The organism is Frigidibacter sp. RF13, assembly GCF_026626305.1.
GTDB lineage: Bacteria > Pseudomonadota > Alphaproteobacteria > Rhodobacterales > Rhodobacteraceae > TMP-24.
In genome coordinates, this window is the sequence record NZ_JAPNUE010000005.1 from 75,214 (window position 1) to 94,440 (window position 19,227).

General features: G+C 63.9%; 16 protein-coding genes. 3 read left to right on the top strand and 13 right to left on the bottom strand.

The features are described 5' to 3' along the window. Window position 1: 1 nt before the first annotated feature. The 13 genes from OU426_RS11575 to OU426_RS11635 all read right to left on the bottom strand — a co-directional run bounded on the left by OU426_RS11575 (window position 2) and on the right by OU426_RS11635 (window position 14,775). The gene (locus OU426_RS11575) at window positions 2-535 is read right to left on the bottom strand and encodes a hypothetical protein (protein WP_267634162.1); all 534 of its coding nucleotides are present in this window, start codon (window positions 533-535) and stop codon (window positions 2-4) included. 4 nt (window positions 536-539) lie between these two features. Next, window positions 540-2,363 carry a DUF294 nucleotidyltransferase-like domain-containing protein gene (locus OU426_RS11580; RefSeq protein ID WP_267634164.1) on the bottom strand — a complete coding sequence of 608 codons (1,824 nt, stop codon included), beginning with the start codon at window positions 2,361-2,363 and terminating at the stop codon, window positions 540-542. Between the two features lie 57 nt (window positions 2,364-2,420). Next, a complete protein-coding gene (locus OU426_RS11585; protein WP_267634165.1) occupies window positions 2,421-4,373 on the bottom strand; it encodes a sodium:solute symporter family protein in 1,953 nt (650 codons plus the stop codon). 14 nt (window positions 4,374-4,387) lie between these two features. Beyond that, the gene (locus OU426_RS11590) at window positions 4,388-4,645 is read right to left on the bottom strand and encodes a DUF4212 domain-containing protein (protein ID WP_267634166.1); all 258 of its coding nucleotides are present in this window, start codon (window positions 4,643-4,645) and stop codon (window positions 4,388-4,390) included. A 64-nt stretch (window positions 4,646-4,709) separates the two neighbouring features. Further along, window positions 4,710-5,393 (bottom strand): adenylate kinase, encoded by a 684-nt coding sequence (locus OU426_RS11595; RefSeq protein ID WP_267634167.1) that lies wholly within the window; start codon window positions 5,391-5,393, stop codon window positions 4,710-4,712. A 4-nt stretch (window positions 5,394-5,397) separates the two neighbouring features. After that, window positions 5,398-7,362 (bottom strand): acetate--CoA ligase, encoded by a 1,965-nt coding sequence (gene acs, locus OU426_RS11600; RefSeq protein ID WP_267634168.1) that lies wholly within the window; start codon window positions 7,360-7,362, stop codon window positions 5,398-5,400. Window positions 7,363-7,701: 339 nt separating this feature from the next. After that, window positions 7,702-8,529, bottom strand: coding sequence for a dipeptide ABC transporter ATP-binding protein (locus tag OU426_RS11605; RefSeq protein WP_267634169.1), 828 nt, complete (start codon window positions 8,527-8,529; stop codon window positions 7,702-7,704). Beyond that, entirely contained in the window at window positions 8,526-9,362 is an 837-nt protein-coding gene (locus tag OU426_RS11610) for an ABC transporter ATP-binding protein (RefSeq protein ID WP_267634171.1), read from the bottom strand. The genes OU426_RS11605 and OU426_RS11610 overlap by 4 nt, the downstream gene beginning before the upstream one ends. Window positions 9,363-9,365: 3 nt before the next feature. After that, a complete protein-coding gene (locus OU426_RS11615; protein WP_267634172.1) occupies window positions 9,366-10,274 on the bottom strand; it encodes an ABC transporter permease subunit in 909 nt (302 codons plus the stop codon). Between the two features lie 4 nt (window positions 10,275-10,278). Further along, the gene (locus OU426_RS11620) at window positions 10,279-11,286 is read right to left on the bottom strand and encodes an ABC transporter permease subunit (protein ID WP_267634173.1); all 1,008 of its coding nucleotides are present in this window, start codon (window positions 11,284-11,286) and stop codon (window positions 10,279-10,281) included. A 58-nt stretch (window positions 11,287-11,344) separates the two neighbouring features. Next, the gene (locus OU426_RS11625; protein WP_267634174.1) at window positions 11,345-12,946 is read right to left on the bottom strand and encodes an ABC transporter substrate-binding protein; all 1,602 of its coding nucleotides are present in this window, start codon (window positions 12,944-12,946) and stop codon (window positions 11,345-11,347) included. Between the two features lie 84 nt (window positions 12,947-13,030). Beyond that, entirely contained in the window at window positions 13,031-14,134 is a 1,104-nt protein-coding gene (locus OU426_RS11630; RefSeq protein WP_267634331.1) for a M24 family metallopeptidase, read from the bottom strand. 14 nt (window positions 14,135-14,148) lie between these two features. Continuing rightward, window positions 14,149-14,775, bottom strand: coding sequence for a helix-turn-helix domain-containing protein (locus OU426_RS11635; RefSeq protein ID WP_267634175.1), 627 nt, complete (start codon window positions 14,773-14,775; stop codon window positions 14,149-14,151). A 348-nt stretch (window positions 14,776-15,123) separates the two neighbouring features. Here OU426_RS11635 and OU426_RS11640 point away from each other — a divergent pair, with 348 nt between their 5' ends. The 3 genes from OU426_RS11640 to OU426_RS11650 all read left to right on the top strand — a co-directional run bounded on the left by OU426_RS11640 (window position 15,124) and on the right by OU426_RS11650 (window position 19,197). Next, the gene (locus OU426_RS11640) at window positions 15,124-16,092 is read left to right on the top strand and encodes an ABC transporter substrate-binding protein (RefSeq protein WP_267634176.1); all 969 of its coding nucleotides are present in this window, start codon (window positions 15,124-15,126) and stop codon (window positions 16,090-16,092) included. Between the two features lie 76 nt (window positions 16,093-16,168). Beyond that, window positions 16,169-17,197, top strand: a complete 1,029-nt coding sequence (locus tag OU426_RS11645) for a quaternary amine ABC transporter ATP-binding protein (RefSeq protein ID WP_267634178.1) — start codon at window positions 16,169-16,171, stop codon at window positions 17,195-17,197. Next, window positions 17,194-19,197, top strand: coding sequence for an ABC transporter permease (locus OU426_RS11650; protein WP_267634179.1), 2,004 nt, complete (start codon window positions 17,194-17,196; stop codon window positions 19,195-19,197). The genes OU426_RS11645 and OU426_RS11650 overlap by 4 nt, the downstream gene beginning before the upstream one ends. Window positions 19,198-19,227 lie beyond the last annotated feature (30 nt).

Consider the following 19,227-nt stretch of genomic DNA (forward strand, 5'->3'; position numbering starts at 1 on the left):
GTCAGCCTCCCGACTGCGCGGCCCCGCAGGCCGCGTTCAGTACCGGGTCGTCAGCAGCGGGAACTGTCCAGTCCGCGCCGGACAATTCGCCTTCTGCCGTGACCTCTGCCCCCGCCATCAGCAGCGCATGACGGCCCCCATCGCAATCAAAGACCATGAGAGCGGCCTGCACCGGCCGCCAGCGACCGAAATCGTAGACCTGCGCCATGCGCAGCTCCGGCCGAACCGGATGCGCCGCCATCTCGCGGCGATCGAGCGCCACGAAATGCGTCGTCAGCGGGAAGAGATAGGTCCAGGGCCTGAGCGGCATAGCCCCGCTGTCTTGCCAGACCACCGTCACACCTTCGGGCAGGTCGGCGGTCGCGCGGCGGTACCAGTCGTATTCCGACCAGATGGTGAAGCCGATGAGCCCGACCCCGGCGGCGGCCGGTACGATCCATCTGGGCAAGCGCCCGCCGGACAGGCGACGGACCAGCATGGCAAACCCGGCAAAGGCGAAGGCGGCGGCAAGGGCGGCAATCAGTTCAAGGGCCATTCTTTTATCCCGGGGCGCCGCGGGCCTGGCCCACGGCGGATTGCATGGTGCGCACGACGACGAACGCGTCGCGCAGGTGGCTGCGGTCGAAATCCGCCAGTTCGTAGGGCGCGAGGAAATTGTCGGGCTTGGCCCCCGCCCGCACGAGGCGCAGCTGATGGACAAGCCGCATCTCGGCGATCAGGTCATAGGCGGCGATCAGGTCGCGCGCGCCCGAGGCAGAGATCACGCCTGCCGCCTCGGCCGCCTCGAGCCGGGCGCGGGTGTTGACCGCCTCGATCCGCCCGACCAGCGCATAGACGCGTGCGAGGTCGGTGACCGGCACGACGCCATTGTGCTTCATGTCGATCCGGTCCTTGTGCTCGCCCGAGCGGATGGTGGCGAAGCCTCTGAGCAGCCCCAGCGGCGGGGCATGTTTCAGGCTGTTGGCGACCATATGGGCGACGAAGATCGAGTTCTTCGCGGCCCTCTCAAGCGTCTCGCGCTGCAGATCGGCGAACAGCCCCAGCGCTCCCCCGATCGGGCGCAGGTCGAACATCACGCTCGCCAGCATTTGCGCCATCGGATCGGGCGTGGCGATCCAGCCGCGGAAATAGTCGCGCCAGATGGCGAGGCGCTGGCACCATTTCGGGTTGGTGGCCATCATGTCGCCCGGGCAATAGACATAGCCGCAGTCATTCAGCCCGTCCGAGACGATCCGGGCAAGCGCGGTGAAGTACGCCATATCCGCCTCGGTCGCGGCATCGTCGATCATCAGGCAATTGTCCTGATCGCTGACGCCGGTCTGTTCCTGCCGCCCCTGGCTGCCGCAGGCGAGCCAGAGATAGGGCACGGGCGGCGGCCCCAGCCGTTCCTCCGCCATGGCCAGAAGCCGACGCGTCACCGTATCAGCCACATCGGTGATGAGCCGTGTCGTGACCTCATGCGGTGTGTTTGCGCCGACAAGCTGCGCCAGAAGCTGCGGGATGCGCGCTGTCGCTGCCGCCATCTCGGCGACGGTCGCGGCCGCTGCCACGTCGCGGACGATCTGGCCGGAGCTGACCGCCTGAAAGCGCGTGAGGTCGGTCTGTGTGACCATGCCCACCAGCCGCCCGCCCTCGACCACCGGCAGATGGCCGATGCGGCGTTCATACATCAGATGCAGCACATCCGATCCGAGTGCTTCGGGCCCCAGCGACACCGGATCGCGGGTCATGACCGCCCCGACCGATGTCTCGCCCGGCAGACCTGCCGCCAGCACTCGACCGGTCATGTCGCGTGTCGTGAGGATCCCCACCAACCGCTCGCCCTCGACCACGCCGACCGAGGAGACGCCCGCATCCCGCATCCGCCGTGCCGCTTCCGCCACCGTGTCGCCGGGGTCGACCGTGACGGGCGCCTGGGCCATAAGGTCTGCCACCTTGCGGGTGGCGATCCCGGCGCTGCGCGGTTCGCCCGCGCGGGTACGGCCGAAGAAGCGCTCGAACGCGGGGCTGGTCGCCAGCAACCTGCGATATTCGGCAGGCGGCAGGATGAGGATTTCGCTTGATTCACTCGCCGCAGCAGAGGTCACTGCAAGCCCGTCGCGCGCCAGGCCGCGCTCGCCGAAGGAATTGCGCGGGCCAAGCAGCGATATGGTCTGACCGAGGCTGTCCTTCACCTCGACCGCGCCCTCGCGGATCAGGTAAAGCCCCTCAAGCGGCTGACCGACCTCGTAGATCGTCGCGCCCTTCTCGAAGGTTCTGCGGCTGAAGGAACCGGCGACCCGCGCCAGCTCGTCCCGCGGCAGACTGTCGTAGGGGTGGACGGAGTCCAGAAAGCTTGTAACCGTCTCCAGCCCTTGGTTCATGTGGCCTGTCCGTCAAAAGGAAACGCCCCCGACCATCGGCCGGGGGCGAAAGTTTCATCAGTGGGCCTGAGCCGCGCCCGCCCCTTTCGGGATGCGGATAGACTCGACCAGATCCACGACCTCCTGCGGCGGCGCCTTCGTCATGCCCGTCACCACATAGGCGACGAGGAAGTTCACCAGCGCTCCGACCGTCCCGATCGACAAGGGCGAGATACCGAAGAAGTAGTTCGCCGCGGTGTTTTCGTAGACGTTCGTACCGGGGATGAAGAACCAGCCGAGGTAGAGGAAGATGTAGACTGAGGTGAAGGCCAGACCGGCCAGCATGCCCCAGATCGCCCCTTCCTTGTTGATGCGGGTCGAGAAGATCCCCATCATCAGCGCCGGGAAGATTGTCGCGGCGGCCAGACCGAAGGCCAGCGCCACCACCTGCGCGGCAAAGCCGGGCGGGTTGAGGCCGAGCCAGGTCGCAACTGCGATGGCGACACCCATCGAGATACGCGCGGCCAGGAGTTCACCCTTTTCCGAGATCTGCGGGTTCAGCGAACCCTTGATCAGGTCATGGCTGATCGCCGACGAGATCGCCAGCAGAAGACCCGCGGCGGTCGACAGAGCGGCCGCAAGGCCACCGGCGGCGACGAGCGCGATCACCCAGCCCGGAAGCTTGGCGATCTCTGGGTTGGCAAGGACCATGATGTCATTGTCGATCTTGGTCACTTCGTTACCGACGAGACCGAGTTCGGCAAGCGACTTGCCGCCAAGCTTGGCTTCGGCCAGTGCTGCGTCGACCGCAGCCTTGGCTTCCGCGACCTTGGCTTCCAGCGCCGACTTGTCGGCTTCGGTCGAATCCGCCAGCGCCTTCGAGGCATCCGCAAGCGCCTTGTTCGCGGCTGTCACGGCCTTCGGTTCGTTGAAATACTGGATCTTGCCGTCACCGTTGAGATCGCTGAAATCAAGCAGCTTCGTCGCCTTCCAGGTGTTGATCCAGGCCAGTTCCGGCTTGCTGTCGATGTCGGCAATCGCGATTGCGTCACCGTCAAGGGCATTGCCGGTCACCGCGTTCGGCCAGAAGGTCGTGGTCAGGTTCAGCCGCGCCATCGAGCCGACCGCCGGAGCGACGGTATAGAGAAGCGCGATGAACACCAGCGCCCAGCCCGCGGACGAACGCGCGTCCGAGACCTTGGGAACGGTGAAGAAGCGGATGATGACGTGCGGCAGGCCGGCGGTACCGATCATGAGCGACATGGTGAAAAGAACCATGTTGAACATGTTCGACGTGTCGGCCGTATAGGCGGTGAAGCCCAGTTCCGTCACGACCTGGTCCAGCTTCTCAAGCATCGCCACTTCGCCGCCCTGCGGTGCATAGCCACCGATCAGGCCAAGCTGGGGCAGGAAGTTGCCGGTCAGTTGCAGCGAGATGAAGATCGCCGGGATGGTGTAGGCGATGATCAGCACGACATACTGGGCGACCTGCGTGTAGGTGATGCCCTTCATGCCGCCCAGAACCGCGTAGGCGAAGACGATCGCCGCACCGATATAAAGGCCGGTGTCGGTCGACACTTCAAGGAAGCGCGAGAAGGTCACGCCGACGCCGCGCATCTGGCCGATAACATAGGTGACCGAGATGACGATGAGGCAGATGACCGCGACAAGCCGGGCAGTGCCGGAGTAGAAGCGGTCACCGATGAACTCGGGTACCGTGAACTTGCCGAACTTGCGCAGATAGGGCGCAAGCAGAAGGGCAAGCAGCACATAGCCGCCCGTCCAGCCCATCAGGAAGGCCGACTGCTGGTAGCCGCCCGCAGGCGACAGGGCGATGATGCCCGCCATCGAGATGAACGAGGCCGCCGACATCCAGTCAGCGCCCGTGGCCATGCCGTTCATAACCGGATGAACGCCGCGACCGGCTGCATAGAATTCTGCGGTCGAGCCCGCGCGGGCCCAGATCGCGATCCCGATGTAGAGGGCGAAAGTCATGCCCACCACGATCAGGTTGAGGGTAAACTGATCCATCTGTCCCTGTCCCCTTACTCGTCTACGCCATATTCTTTATCGAGCTTGTTCATCTTCGCTGCGTAAGCAAAGATCAGCACGAGAAAGACGTAGATCGATCCGTTCTGGGCGAACCAGAAGCCAAGATCGGCACCGCCGATGTGAATGCCCGATAGTGCCGGGCGAAGAATGATGCCAAGCCCGAACGAACAGAAGAACCAGATCGCAAGCGAGATCAGGATCACCCGGACGTTCGCAGCCCAGTAGGCGTTGGACGTCGATTTGTCCGCCATGTCTGCTACTCCCTTTGTTGTCATTGCCGACCGGCGCCCCTCCTCCCGGGGCGCTGGCCCCTCCTCAGTCTGACACGCGGCTTACGATGGTGCGGAGCGCAGACCGGACCTCGGCGATGGAAGCCATCGCATCGACCCGGTCTTGCACGCCCTTGCCTTCGTAATAGGCGATCAGCGGTGCCGTCTGGGCGTGATAGGCCTTCAGCCTTTCGCGCACCGTCTCGGCCTTGTCGTCGGCGCGGCGCTTGAACGCCGTGCCGCCGCATTTGTCACAAGCCCCTGCCCGGGCGGGTTGCTTGTGGGTATCGTGATAACCTTCGCCGCATTCCGCGCAGGTGAAGCGCCCGGCGATGCGGTCGACCATGGCCTCATCCTCGACTTCGAGGCTGATCGCCGTATCGACCTTCTGACCCCGTTCTGCGAGCAGACGGTCAAGCGCTTCTGCCTGCGCGGCGGTGCGCGGGAAGCCGTCGAGAATGACACCGGCAGAGACATCCTCAGCCGCCATCCGGTCGGCGAGAATGTCGAGCACGATCGCATCGGAAACGAGCCCGCCCGCCTCCATCACCGCCTTCGCGGCGAGCCCTGCGTGCGTTCCCGCCGCCACTGCAGCGCGCAGAAGGTCGCCGGTCGACAGCTGGACCAGCCCGAAGGCCTCTTCCAGCATCCGCGCCTGCGTGCCCTTGCCCGCGCCCGGCGGCCCGAGAAGGATGATGACCGGTGGTCGGGTGATGACCTCGTCGCTCATCCCCTCAGCCCCGGTTCATGCGGTTGTTGATCAGATCCTCGACGACCGACGGATCGGCCAGCGTCGATATATCGCCAAGCGCGCCATAATCATTCTCGGCGATCTTTCTCAGGATCCGGCGCATGATCTTGCCCGAACGGGTCTTGGGCAGGCCGGGCGCCCACTGGATCAGGTCAGGGCTGGCGATCGGGCCGATCTCGGTCCGGACCCATTTCACCAGTTCCTTGCGCAGGTCTTCGGTGGCCTCGACACCCGTCATCAGCGTCACATAGGCATAGATGCCCTGACCCTTGATCTCGTGCGGGTACCCCACTACCGCCGCCTCGGCGACCTGAGCATGAGCGACCAGCGCGCTTTCGACCTCGGCCGTACCCATCCGGTGGCCCGAGACGTTGATCACGTCATCGACCCGGCCGGTGATCCAGTAATAGCCATCCTCATCCCGGCGGCAGCCGTCACCGGTGAAGTAGTAGCCCTTGTACTGCTGGAAATAGGTTTCCTGAAACCGCTGGTGATCGCCCCAGACAGTGCGCATCTGGCCCGGCCATGAATCGGCGATGCAGAGAACGCCGTCGACGCCGTTGCCTTCCTGAACCTTGCCGGTCTCGGCATTCAGAACTTCCGGCCGGATGCCGAAGAAGGGCAGTGTGGCCGATCCGGGCTTCGTCGGGATCGCGCCCGGCAGCGGCGTGATCAGATGCCCACCGGTTTCGGTCTGCCACCAGGTGTCGACGATCGGGCAGCGCCCCTTGCCCACATGTTTGTCATACCAGACCCAGGCTTCGGGGTTGATCGGCTCGCCCACCGTGCCCAGAAGGCGCAGGCTGGACAGATCGTGCTTTTCCACCCATTCCGGTCCCTGCCCCATCAGCGCGCGGATCGCGGTCGGCGCGGTGTAGAACTGGGTGACCTTGTGCTTGGCGCAGACCTCCCAGAAGCGGCCCGCGTCGGGCCAGGTGGGCACGCCTTCGAACATCAGCGTGGTGGCACCGTTCGCCAGCGGACCATAGACGATATAGCTGTGCCCGGTGACCCAGCCCACGTCCGCTGTGCACCAGTAGACGTCGCCCTCGTGATAATCGAATGTCAGCTCATGCGTCATCGCCGCATAGACGAGATAGCCGCCCGACGTATGGACGACGCCCTTCGGCTTGCCGGTCGAGCCGGAGGTATAAAGGATGAAGAGCGGGTCTTCCGCATCCATTGCCTCTGCGGGGCAATCGGGGCTGGCCTTGGCCATTTCCGCCAGCACATCCACATCGCGGCCCTCGACCCAGGTGGTCTGGTCGCCGGTATGCTTGACCACAAGGCATTTCACTTTGTCCGAACAATGCAAAAGCGCCGCATCGGCATTGGCCTTCAAGGGCGTCCTGCGCCCCCCGCGCGGGGCGGTATCAGACGTGATCACCACCTTCGCCTCGCAATCATTCACCCGGTTCGCGAGCGCATCGGGGGAAAAGCCGCCGAACACCACCGAATGGATCGCGCCGATCCGGGCAGAGGCGAGCATCGCGTAAGCCGCTTCGGGGATCATCGGCATGTAGATGATCACCCGGTCGCCGCGCTTCACGCCTTGCGCCTTCAGCACATTCGCCATGCGGCCGACCTTGTTGGCCAGCTCGGCATAGGTGATGTGGCGGGCGGGCTCCTTGGGATCATCCGGCTCCCAGATGATCGCTGTCTGGCTGCCACGCTTGGCGAGGTGGCGGTCGATGCAGTTGGCGGCCACGTTCAACTGGCCATCCTCGAACCATTTGATCGAGACCTGGCCAAAGGTGAAATCGGTGTTCTTCACCTTGCTATAGGGCTTGACCCAGTCGAGCCGCTTGCCGACCTCGCCCCAGAACGCGGCAGGGTCACTGACCGAAGCGCGATACATGTCATCGTACTTGGCGCGGTCGATGTGGGCGCGCGCGACGAATGCCTCCGGCGCAGGGTGAAGGTGCTGGGCAGAACCCGTCTCGGACATGCTTTCCTCCTCATCGGCGGGCCGGCCGGACCCGCATTTCCCCCGGGGCGCTGCGGGAAGGGGCAGCGCCAGTTGATGAAGAGCATAGCGCAATATTAATTACTTTGTAACCCACTTTAACAAAAGGATTTTTTTGTAAATTTGTTCACACAAAGACTGAAACTTCAGTTAACGCCTCCGACCACAGGCCCATTTCGGCAAATGTTTCAACAGGCTGACGGTTGACGCTGCGACAGGCTGGATCATCCGCTGCCCAGCCTGCGTGATCAGACAGGTCACAGAAACGAAGCCGGTCGCCGGTATTCTGGCGGCCGGTCGAATCACGCGGTTGTGAAGCCGTCAGGCGGCGCGCTTGCGCTCCAGCCGGGCGCGGATGCTTTCGACATCGGCGCGCGGGGTCGCGGCGAAAAGCGTGCGAGTATAGTCGTGCTGCGGGTTGGCGAAGACCTCTTCTCGCAGGCCGTATTCGACCACCTCACCCTTGAACATCACCATCACCGTGTCGGCGATATACTTCACGACCGACAGATCGTGGCTGATGAAGACGTAAGTCAGGCCGAACTCGTCCTGCAGATCGGCCAGAAGGTTCAGCACTTGCGCCTGAACCGACAGGTCGAGCGCCGAGACCGGTTCGTCCAGCACCAGGATCTTCGGGCGCACCATCAGCGCGCGCGCAATTGCCAGGCGCTGGCGCTGACCGCCAGAGAACATATGCGGATATCGGTTGAAATGCTCGCGCTTCAAACCGACCTTGGCAAGCATCGCATGGGCTTCGGCCCGCCGTTCCTCGGCGGTGTGGTCGGTATTGAGGTAAAGCTGTTCCATCAGCATGTCGCCGACCTTCTGGCGCGGGTTGAGCGAGCCATAGGGGTTCTGGAACACGATCTGCACCTTGCGTCGCAGATCGCGCGGCGGGCTCGCGCGGCTGACGTCAACCTCCTGGCCATCCATCTTCAACGATCCGCCCGAGGCCGGGTCGATCAGCGTGATGATCCGGGCGAGCGTCGACTTGCCGCAACCGCTCTCGCCGACGATGGCAAGCGTCTTGCCCGCCTCGACCGAAAAGCTGATGCCCTTCAGCGCCCGGACCGATTTCGCGCGGCCGAAAAGACCGCCGCCGCTGACATAATCGCGGGTCAGGTCCTTGGCTTCCAGCATAAGGCTCATTGCGCGATCTCCATCATCTCGCCAACCGTGGGCAGCCGGTCGCCCGTGGCGTTTTCCGGCAGCGCCGACAGAAGCGCCTTGGTATAGGGGTGCTGCGGTTTCTCGAAGAGGTCGAGCACACCCGCCTCCTCCATCTTCTTGCCGCGGTACTGAACGATGACGCGATCGGCGGTTTCGGCCACCACGCCCATGTCGTGCGTGATCATGATCAGCCCCATCCCGTGCTTTTCCTGCAAGCCCATGATCAGGTCGAGGATCTGCTTCTGGATCGTCACGTCGAGCGCGGTCGTCGGTTCGTCCGCGATCAGGAGCTTGGGATTGCAGGCAATCGCCATGGCGATCATCACCCGCTGGCACTGGCCGCCCGACATCTGGTGCGGGAAGGCCGACAGCCGTTCCTCGGGATTCGGGATGCCGACCTGGGTCAGAAGCTCGATCGAGCGCGCGCGCGCTTCCTTGCTCGACATGCCCAGATGTTCGCGCAGAGTCTCGGCCAGCTGGAAGCCAACGGTGAAGCAAGGGTTAAGGCTCGCAATCGGCTCCTGGAAGATCATCGAAATATCGCGACCAATGATCTTGCGGCGCTCTTTGGGCGACAGGCTCAAAAGGTCCTTGCCCGCGAATTTCATCACGTCGGCTGTCACCGTCGCGGTCGGTGGCAGAAGGCCCATGACCGCGAGCATGCCGACCGACTTGCCCGATCCGCTTTCACCGACGATAGCCAGAACCTCACGCTCACTCAGGGTCAGGTCGATCCCGTCCACCGCCTTGAAAGGCCCGGCGGCGGTATCGAAGCTGACCGAGAGATTGCGGATTTCAAGAAGAAGTCCCATGGATCAGCTCCGCTTCAGTTTGGGGTCGAGCGCGTCGCGCAAGCCATCACCCATGAGGTTGATCGCCAGAACCGTGATCAGGATGGCAAGCCCCGGGAACGTCACGACCCACCAGGCGGCCAGAATGAACTCCCGCGCTTCAGCGAGCATCGTGCCCCATTCCGGAGTCGGGCGCTGCGCCCCCATGCCGAGGAAGCCAAGGGCGGCGGCATCGAGAATCGCGCCCGAGAAGGAAAGCGTCGCCTGCACGATCAGCGGCGCGAGGCAATTGGGCAGGATGGTGCGGAACATCAGCCGCATTTTTCCAGCGCCCGCGACCCGCGAGGCCATCACATATTCGCGCGGCAGTTCCGCCATCACCGCGGCGCGCGTCAGGCGGGCGAAGTGAGGTTGCAGGACCAAAGCGATTGCGATCATCGCGTTCGTCAGCCCCGGCCCGAGGATCGCCACCAGCACCAGCGCCAGAAGCAGCGACGGGAAGGCAAGGATCACATCCATCACCCGCATGATCACCGTATCGACCCAGCCGCCGAAGAACCCGGCGACAAGACCGATCAGGATACCGCCAGAGAGCGCCACTACCACGACAACGCAGCCGATGAAGAGCGAATAGCGCGCGCCGAAGATCAGGCGCGACAGGATATCGCGGCCAACCGCGTCGGTACCAAGAAGAAAGCGCGCATCGCCCTTTTCCGCCCAGGCGGGCGGCATGAGCAGTGCGTCCCGCACCTGCTCAATCGGGTCGTGCGGTGCGATGAGCGGCGCGAAAAGCGCCACCAGAGCAAGTGCCACGAAGACCCAAAGCCCGATGACCGCGCCCTTGTTCACGCTGAAATAGTGCCAGAACTCGGACAGCTGAGCGCGCAGGCCCGTCGCTGCGACCGGTTCTATTTCGGTTGTTGTGCTTGTCATGATGTCACCGATGCCGGATGCGCGGGTTGATGAGCCCGTAAAGAAGATCAACGAGAAGGTTCACCGTCATCACCAGCGCGGCGATAATCAGAAGCCCGCCCTGCACCGACGGATAGTCCCGGCGCGAAATGCTATCGACCATGGCCTTGCCGATGCCGGGCCATGAAAAGATCGTCTCGGTCAGGATCGCGCCGCCCATCAACGTGCCGACCTGCAGGCCGATGGTGGTGATGACCGGAATGAGCGCGTTCCTGAGCGCATGAAGCCCCACGACACGCCAGGCCGACAGGCCCTTGGCGCGGGCGGTGCGGACGTAATCCTCGCCCAGAACCTCCAGCATCGCCGACCGAGCCTGCCGCGCGATCACCGCCATCGGGATCGTGGCCAGAACGATCGTCGGCAGGATCAGGTGCGACAAAGCCGAGGTGAAGGCGCCGTCCTGCCCAGAAAGGAGGCTGTCGATCGTCATGAAGCCGGTCACGGTCGGGAAATAGAACATGAGCGAGATGCGGCCCGAAACCGGGGTCCAGCCAAGGACACCCGAGAAGAAGATGATCAGAAGGAGGCCCCACCAGAAGATCGGCATCGAATAGCCGACGAGCGCGGAGGACATCGAAATCTGGTCGAACCACGATCCCCGCCGGATTGCGGCGAAGATGCCCAAGGGCAGACCCACCAGTGTCGCGACGAGGATGGCGCAAAGGCTCAACTCCAGCGTCGCCGGGAAAAGCGTGAAGAACTCTGTCAGCACCGGCTTTTTCGTCACCAGCGAGGTGCCGAAATCGCCCTGGAAAAGGCGACCGAGGAAATCGAGATACTGCTGCCAGATCGGCCGGTCGAAACCCAGCTGCGCCGACAGTTCGGCGTGGCGCTCGGCCGTCAGGCCGCGTTCGCCCGCCATCAGAAGGACCGGATCGCCGGGCAGCACGCGTACGAAACCGAAGGCGACGATGGTGATGCCAATGAAGGTCGGCACCAGATAGGCAAGCTTGCCCAAAACGAAGCGAAACATGGGGTCCCCCAGAATGAAAGCGCGCCGGAAGAACCGGCGCGCTTCATGTCAGTTGTTATTATTCAGCGATGTCGACACCGCGGAAGTCATGCGAGCCGAGCGGATCCATGACATAGCCCGAGACCTTCTTCGACATCGGCATGGTCACGGTCGAATGGCCGAGCGTCGCCCAGGGCGCCTCGCGCTTGAAGACGACCTGCGCTTCTTCATAAAGCTTGGTGCGCTCGCCAACATCGGCGGTGACCTTCGCCTTCTGGATCAGCCCGTCGAACTCTTCGTTGCACCACTGCGCGCGGTTCGAACCGCCATCGACAGCACCGGCACAGCCGAGCAGCACGCCCATGAAGTTGTCCGGGTCGCCATTGTCGCCGGTCCAGCCGAGGATGACCGCGCCGTCACGGTTCTTCTCGGTCGACTTCTTGAGGTACTCGCCCCATTCGTAGGACACGATCTCGACCTTCACGCCAACCGCAGCGAAGTCGGCCTGGATCAGTTCGGCCGCGCGCTGCGCGTTCGGCATGTAGGGGCGCTGCACCGGCATCGCCCAGACCTTCATCGACAGGTCCTTGACGCCGGCTTCTTCCAGCATCTTCTTCGCCGCTTCCGGGTCGTAACCATCATCGGCGACGCTGTCGTTGTAGGACCACATGGTCGGCGGGATCGGGTTCTTGGCCGGTTGGCCGGTGCCCTGATAGACGGCGTCCATCAGCGCCTGTTCGTTGATCGCCATGTTCAGCGCCTTGCGGACGCTTGCATTGTCGAAGGGCGCAACCGAGGTGTTGTAGGCGAGGTAGGCGACGTTCAGGCCAGCCTGTTCCATCACGTTCAGATCGGCATTGGCCTTCAGACCGGCGATATCGGCCGGGGCCGGATAGGGTGCCACGTGGCATTCACCCGCCTGCAGCTTCTGCATACGCACGGCCGCATCCGGCGTGATCGCGAAGATCAGATCGTCGATCGCCTGCTTGCCGCCCCAGTAGTCGGGGTTGGCCTTGTAGCGGATCACCGCGTCTTTCTGGTAGGCAACGAACTGGAAGGGCCCGGTGCCGATCGGCGCCTGGTTGAAGTCGGCCTGCTTGCCTTCGGCGGCGAGCTTGTCGGCATATTCCTTCGAGGTGATCGAAGCAAAGTCCATGGCGAGGTTCGCGAGGAACGGCGCCTCAGGACGGGTCAGGACGAACTTGACCGTCATGTCGTCGACCTTGACGACTTCCTTGATGACGACATTCATCTCCATGCCGCCGTAATACTCGTAGGTGATGCCTTCGATGTACGAGAAGTAGGGGTTGTCTTCCTTGCCCTGCCGCTCGAACGAGAAGACCACGTCGTCGGCGTTGAAGTCGCGCGACGGGGTGAAGTAGTCGGTCGAATGGAACTTGACGCCCGGGCGCAGCTTGAAGGTCACTTCCATGCCATCGGCCGAGGTTTCCCAGCTTTCGGCGAGACCGGGGATCACGTTGGTCGTGCCCTTTTCGAACTCGACGAGGCGGTTATAGAGCGGCTTGGCCGAAGCGTCGAAAGTGGTGCCGGCGGTGTAGGGTGCCGGGTCGAAGCCTTCAGGCGAACCTTCCGAGCAATAGACGAGCGTCTTCGCGGCCGCGGCTCCGCCGAGAAGGCCGGCCATGACCATGCCGGTTGCCAAACGGGTAAGAAGTTTCATTTCCCTGTTTCCTTTCAGGTTATGGTTGAACCCGGCCGGGCCTGGCCGGGGCATTGCCAGCCCTCGCGAGAGGGCCGGGAATTCCTATCCCCGGATCACCGGGGTGCGCGGCAGTTCGCTTAAGACCTCCGCGCCCTCGGGCCTGAGGAAGACGATCTCCTCAAGCCTAACGCCGAACCGGTCGGCCAGATAGACGCCCGGTTCGATCGAATAGACATTGCCGGGGCCAAGCGGACGCTCGGACGCGCCGCTGATGTAGGGTTCCTCATGCAGCTCGATCCCCAGCCCATGGCCGGTGCGGTGCAGGAAGTTCGGGCCATAGCCCGCTTCGGTGATGACACCCCGCGCCGCGCGGTCGATATCGCGGGCCGGAACGCCCGGCTTCGACGCCGCCAGCGCCGCCGCGACCGCGCCTTCGACGACCGAGACGACCTTCAGATAGTCCGGATCGGGCGCGCCAAACCAGCCCGACCGCGTCATGTCGGACGGATAACCCATATAGCGGCAGCCGGCGTCGATCAGGACGGCCATGTCGCGACGAAGCCGAGTTTCGCCCGTATGATGGTGGCAAAAGGCGCCGTTTGCTCCGAAACAAACCGAAATGAATTCGGTCTCTGCCCCTTCAGAGGCATAATGGGCCGCAATGACCTCGGCCACGTCTTTCTCGGTCATCCCCTCGCGCAGCGCGTCGAACCCGGCCATCACCGCCCGGTCGTTGATCAGGGCGCAGGCCTTCAGCGCGCGATATTCCGTCTCTTCCTTCTCGGACCGCAGCGCGCTGACAGTGCCATGGGTGAAGGTCCGGCGCGCGCCCGGCAGGGCATCAAGGACGCGCAGCGCGAAATCGGCGCGCATGCCTTCGTCCAGTGCTACATTCAGGTTCGCCGGATCGACGCCGGTCGCGGCGATTAGATCGCCGAGCGCCGAGGCCGGCCCCTCGTCGTCCCGCCAGGTGTGGAACGGCAGATCGGTATGCTGTCGCACGCTTGCAGCGTTCAGCACCGGCATCAACATGCCCGCATAGGCCTGGGAGATGAACAGCATCACCGGCCGCTCGTCGCCGTGCGGGTCAAGACCTGCAAGCCAGCGCAGATGGTTGGTTGGGCCGAGGACCGTCAGGTCGACGCCTTCTTCCTGCATTCTTTGCCTCAGTCGCGCAATCCGCGCGTCTGTCACGCTGGCCGCCATTTGTGCCGTCATTTTCAGGTCTTTCGTATCTTGTCTGTGCCGTTGTCCGGTGGCGAGAATGCCCCCGCGCCGGGCGTATGAAACAGGGTAAGCGTGCCCGACCAGAAGATCCGGGCCGGGTCGGCCCCGTCGTTGCGGTAGGAATGAGGGCTCGTTCCGCGATAATGCAGGCTGTCGCCGACGCCGAGCGTGAACTCGGTGCCATCGACGACCTGCACGATCTCGCCGTCCATCACATAGACGATTTCCTCGCCCTCGTGGCTGACCGTCTCAGACCGGAAGCCCGGCGGGACATGCATGAGGAAGGCCGACAGCTCGTTGCCGGGAAATTCCGCGCCGATCCGTTCATACTGGATCGACGAGCCGTTGATCGAGAACCGCATGCGGTTGGCCGCGCGCGTCACCGAATCGGCGGGACGCGGCGTCGCAATGAAATAGTCGACCCCTACGCCAAGCGCCTTGGCCACCTGCGCGAGCGTACCGAGCGTCGGCGTCGCATTGTCGCGCTCAAGCTGGCTGAGATAGCTGAAGGAAACGCCCGAACGCTCACCAAGCTGCTGCAGCGTCAGATGCAGCGCGCGACGGCGTTTCCGGATCAAGTGACCGATCTGGCCGACCGGCTTTTCACCCGCTTCAGGCATTGTCAGCAGTTCCTCCCCAGGGACCGGCTATTGGCTTACACTACAAAAAATTTTTCTCAACCCAAAAACTTTGTATCTACCCCAGGATGTCCACGATCTACTCAAATCGGGAGGTCGCGCGCCAACGCTGATGCCGGCCTGGGGCGCGTAGTCGGTGACGCCCACATTCAACGCCAGTGCGGCGCGGCACGAGTTGCGCAAGATTCTCACATGGTTCGGTCACGATCTCCACAAAAGCCCACATTTCCTGTTGACAGAGGCCGCCGCGCCGCGCGTTACTTTCGCTCAGCGCGCGGTCGCCGGGATGCGGCCAGAAGACGCTGCCAACAGATTTCAGGGAGTTCACAGATGACCGCCAGACCGACCTCACCGCGTGTCGCCCTGACGCGCCTGACGCTTGCCATGCTTCTCGGCTCTGCCGCCGCCGTCGGCGCACAGGAATCGACCGACCCGATCAAGCTGACCCTTCACGACTGGACCGGCCAGCTCATCACGACCGAGTTGATGGGCGAGGTGCTCAAGAAGGCGGGTTATAACATCGAATATGTCCAGGCCGACTATCTGGCCCAGTTCGCGGGGCTCGAAACCGGCGACCTGCATGTCGCGATGGAAATGTGGGAAACGACGGGGCGCGAGGCGATGGATGCCTCGACCGCTACAGGCAAGACCGAAGTCTTCGGCCCGACCGGCATGAAGGCCAAGGAGGAATGGTGGTATCCGTCCTACATGAAGGAAAAGTGCCCCGGCCTGCCGAACTGGGAAGCGCTGAAAGACCCGGCCTGCGCCGAAGCCTTCTCGACCGCCGAAACCGCGCCGAAAGGCCGGTACCTTGGCGGCCCGGTGACCTGGGGCGGGTTCGATGATGAACGGGTCGAGGCGCTCGATCTGCCGTTCGAGGTGATCCATGCGGGCACCGATGCCGCGCTCTTTGCCGAACTGGAAAGCGCCTATCAGCGCCAGGCGCCGATCATGCTGTGGATCTACGCCCCGCACTGGGCGCCCGCCAAGTATGAAGGCGAATGGGTCGAATTCCCGGAATATTCCGCCGACTGCTACAACGATCCCGCGGCCGGACTTAACCCCGACCTCGCCTATGATTGCGGCAAGCCGTTCGGCGATATCTGGAAGGTCGGCTGGGCAGGCCTTAAGGACAAATGGCCGGGCGCGCACAAGGCGATCACCGCCTTCACCATCGACAATGACGAGATGGGCGCGATGATCACCGAGGTCGATCTGAACGGCAAGACCGTCGAGGCGGTCGTTGCCGACTGGATGGGCGCGAACGAGGCGCGCTGGAAGGGCTGGATCGGCCAGTAACGCCGCTCCGCCTTCCCCCCCTTTGTCAACCAGATTGGGCGGCAGCCGCTGCCGCCCCCGTTCGAGATTTGCCCTGATGACCGCGCCCGCCACGCTGATCTGCCGCAATGTCTGGAAGCTGTTCGGCGCCGATGCTGAACGGCGCCTTGCCGCGCTCGGCCCCGCGCCGTCGCTTGAGGCGCTGCAGGGCGCGGGTCTCATCCCCGCGGTCAGGGACGCCACTATCGAAGTGCGGGCAGGCGAGATTTTCGTAATCATGGGGCTTTCCGGTTCGGGCAAGTCGACACTCGTCCGCTGCCTCTCGCGCCTGATCGAGCCGACGGCGGGCGAAATCCTTTTCAACGGCCGGAACCTGTTGACTGCCAGCGAAGCCGAGATGATCGAGATCCGCCGCCACAAGATGGGAATGGTCTTCCAGCATTTCGCCCTGCTGCCGCACCAGACAGTGCTTGAAAACGTCGCCTTTCCGCTGGCGGTCCAGGGCGTGGACCGCGCCAGGCGCGAGGCGCGGGCGCGCGAGATGATCGCGCTCGTCGGCCTGACGGGCCGCGAAAGCGCCCTGCCCCGCCAACTGTCCGGCGGCCAGCAGCAGCGCGTGGGCATTGCCCGCTCGCTCGCCGTTGAGCCGGAACTCTGGTTCCTCGACGAACCTTTCTCGGCACTCGACCCGCTCATCCGGCGCGAATTGCAGGGCGAATTCATGCGCCTGCAATCAGTCCTGAAGAAAAGCATCGTCTTCATCACTCACGATTTCGACGAGGCGATCCGGCTGGCCGACCGGATCGCAATCATGAAGGACGGCGCGATCGTCCAGTGCGGAACGCCCGAAGAAATCGTCATGAACCCGGCGACCGACTATGTGCGTGAGTTCACCCGCGCGGTGCCCAAGGCCAAGGCCGTGCGCGTGCGCACGGTAATGCAGCCGGGGGTGCCGGCCGATAGGAATGCCCCTTCCGTCGCCGCAACCGCGACGGTGGCCGAGGCCAGTGCAGCCTTCCTCGATGGCGCCGCCGAGATTGCGGTTTTGGGCGCGGACGGCACGGCTGTGGGTCGGCTCAGGCGCGAAGATGTGGTGCAGCTTCTGCTCGGGGGCAGCGAGGGATGAGCGCGGCCGAACTATCGTCCCGCACCACCGATCCCAGTGCAGGTGCGCGCTGGCTTTGGCCGCTGGCTTTGGTGCTTTTGGTCCTTCTCTGCCTTGTCGGCGCCGCCGCCCTGCCCTGGGCCTTCGACTATCCCAAGGGCCTGCGAATTCCCGCCCAGCGCTGGATCGGTGCCTTCGTCAAATGGCTGACGAATGAAGCCGCTGTGGGACCGATCCGCTTTTCCGACATCACCCGGTTCATCGCCGCCGTGATCGATGTGCCCTACCGCGCCGCGCTCAATCTTCTGTCTACCGGCTTCCTCAAAGGCGAGGGCAGCCAGGCGATCCAGCTTCTGCCACCGATCCCATGGCCCGCGGTCATCCTTCTTTTCGGCCTTATCGGCTATTGGGTGCGGGGTCGGGCGACGGCGCTGCTCGCGATGGGCTGCTTTCTGTTCATTGCGATCTTCGGCCAATGGCAAAGCGCGATGGTCACGCTTGCCTCGATCCTCGTGGCGGTGCCCATCGGCGTGATCGGCGGGCTTCTTCTTGGTATCGCGGCCTTTCGCCACCCCTGGCTCGACCGGGCGCTGAAACCTGTGCTCGACCTGATGCAGACCATGCCGGTCTTCGCCTATCTGGTGCCAATCCTCATCCTCTTCGGCTTCGGCCCGACTGCCGCCGTGGTCGCGACGCTGATCTACGCCATGCCGCCGATGACCAGACTGACGACCCTGTCGCTCAGGCGCGTGCCGTCCGAGATCGACGACCTCGGCCGCATGGTCGGCTGCACAAGAAGCCAGATGACCTGGCGGGTGCTGGTTCCCGCCGCACAGGACGCGCTGATGGTCGGTGTCAACCAGGTGATCATGTTGTCGCTCAACATGGTGATCATTGCCTCGATGATAGGTGCCGGGGGCCTCGGGTTTGACGTGCTTGCGGCGCTGCGCCGCCTCGACTTCGGTGCCGGGTTGGAGGCGGGCTTTGCCATCGTCGCGATGGCCGTGGCGCTTGACCGGCTGAGCCAGGCGGCTGCGGTGAGGCAACGCAGCATGCCTGCCCCGGGTCCGTGGCATCGCCGGCATCCTTATGTCGTTGCGGCGATCCTCATCGTCACAACAGGCTATGTCGCGGGTCATTTCCTGCCAGCCGTCCGGCACTACCCCGAGGCATGGGAGCTTTCGACCTCCGCCTTCTGGGCGGCAGCGGTCCAGTGGCTGAATGTCAATTTCTTCGACTATTTCGAAGCGATCAAGAATGCCGTCCTTCTCAACCTCCTCGTCCCGGTCAAACGACTGATGGTCGGGCTGCCCTGGGCGGGTGTCACCGCCTTTCTCGCCTTTGCGGGCTGGCGCGTGGGCGGCTGGCGGCTGGGGCTTCTGACCGGGGCGCTGTCCTTCCTCATCGCCGCCACCGGGCAGTGGGAAAAGGCGATGATCACGCTTTACCTTTGCGGCATCTCGACCGCGATCGCCATGGCGATCGGCGTGCCTGTGGGCATAGCGGTCGCGGCGCGCGACAGGCTGTGGCGGGCAGTGCAACTGATCATCGACACGCTGCAGACGCTGCCGTCCTTCGTCTATCTCATGCCCGTCGTCATGCTTTTCCGCGTCGGCGATTTCACCGCAATGATCGCTGTCATCGCCTATGCCGTCGTGCCCGCAATCCGCTATACCGTCCTAGGCCTCAGGGGCGTCGATCCCCGCCTGATCGAGGCGGGTCGGGCGATGGGCTGCACGCCGCGCCAGATCCTCTTCTCGATCCGCCTGCGCCTTGCCGCACCCGAGATATTGCTCGGCCTCAACCAGACGATCATGTTCGCGCTTTCGATGCTGGTGATCACCGCACTCGTCGGCACCCGCGACCTCGGGCAGGAGGTCTATATCGCCCTGACCAAGGCCGATCCGGGTCGCGGCCTCGTCGCGGGCCTCGCCGTCGCCTTCATAGCCATCATCACCGACCGCCTCATCAGTGCCGCCGCCGCCCGCACCCGCGAGCGGCTTGGCCTGACCACACACTGACACGCTTAGACAAGCCCCACCCGGGCAGAG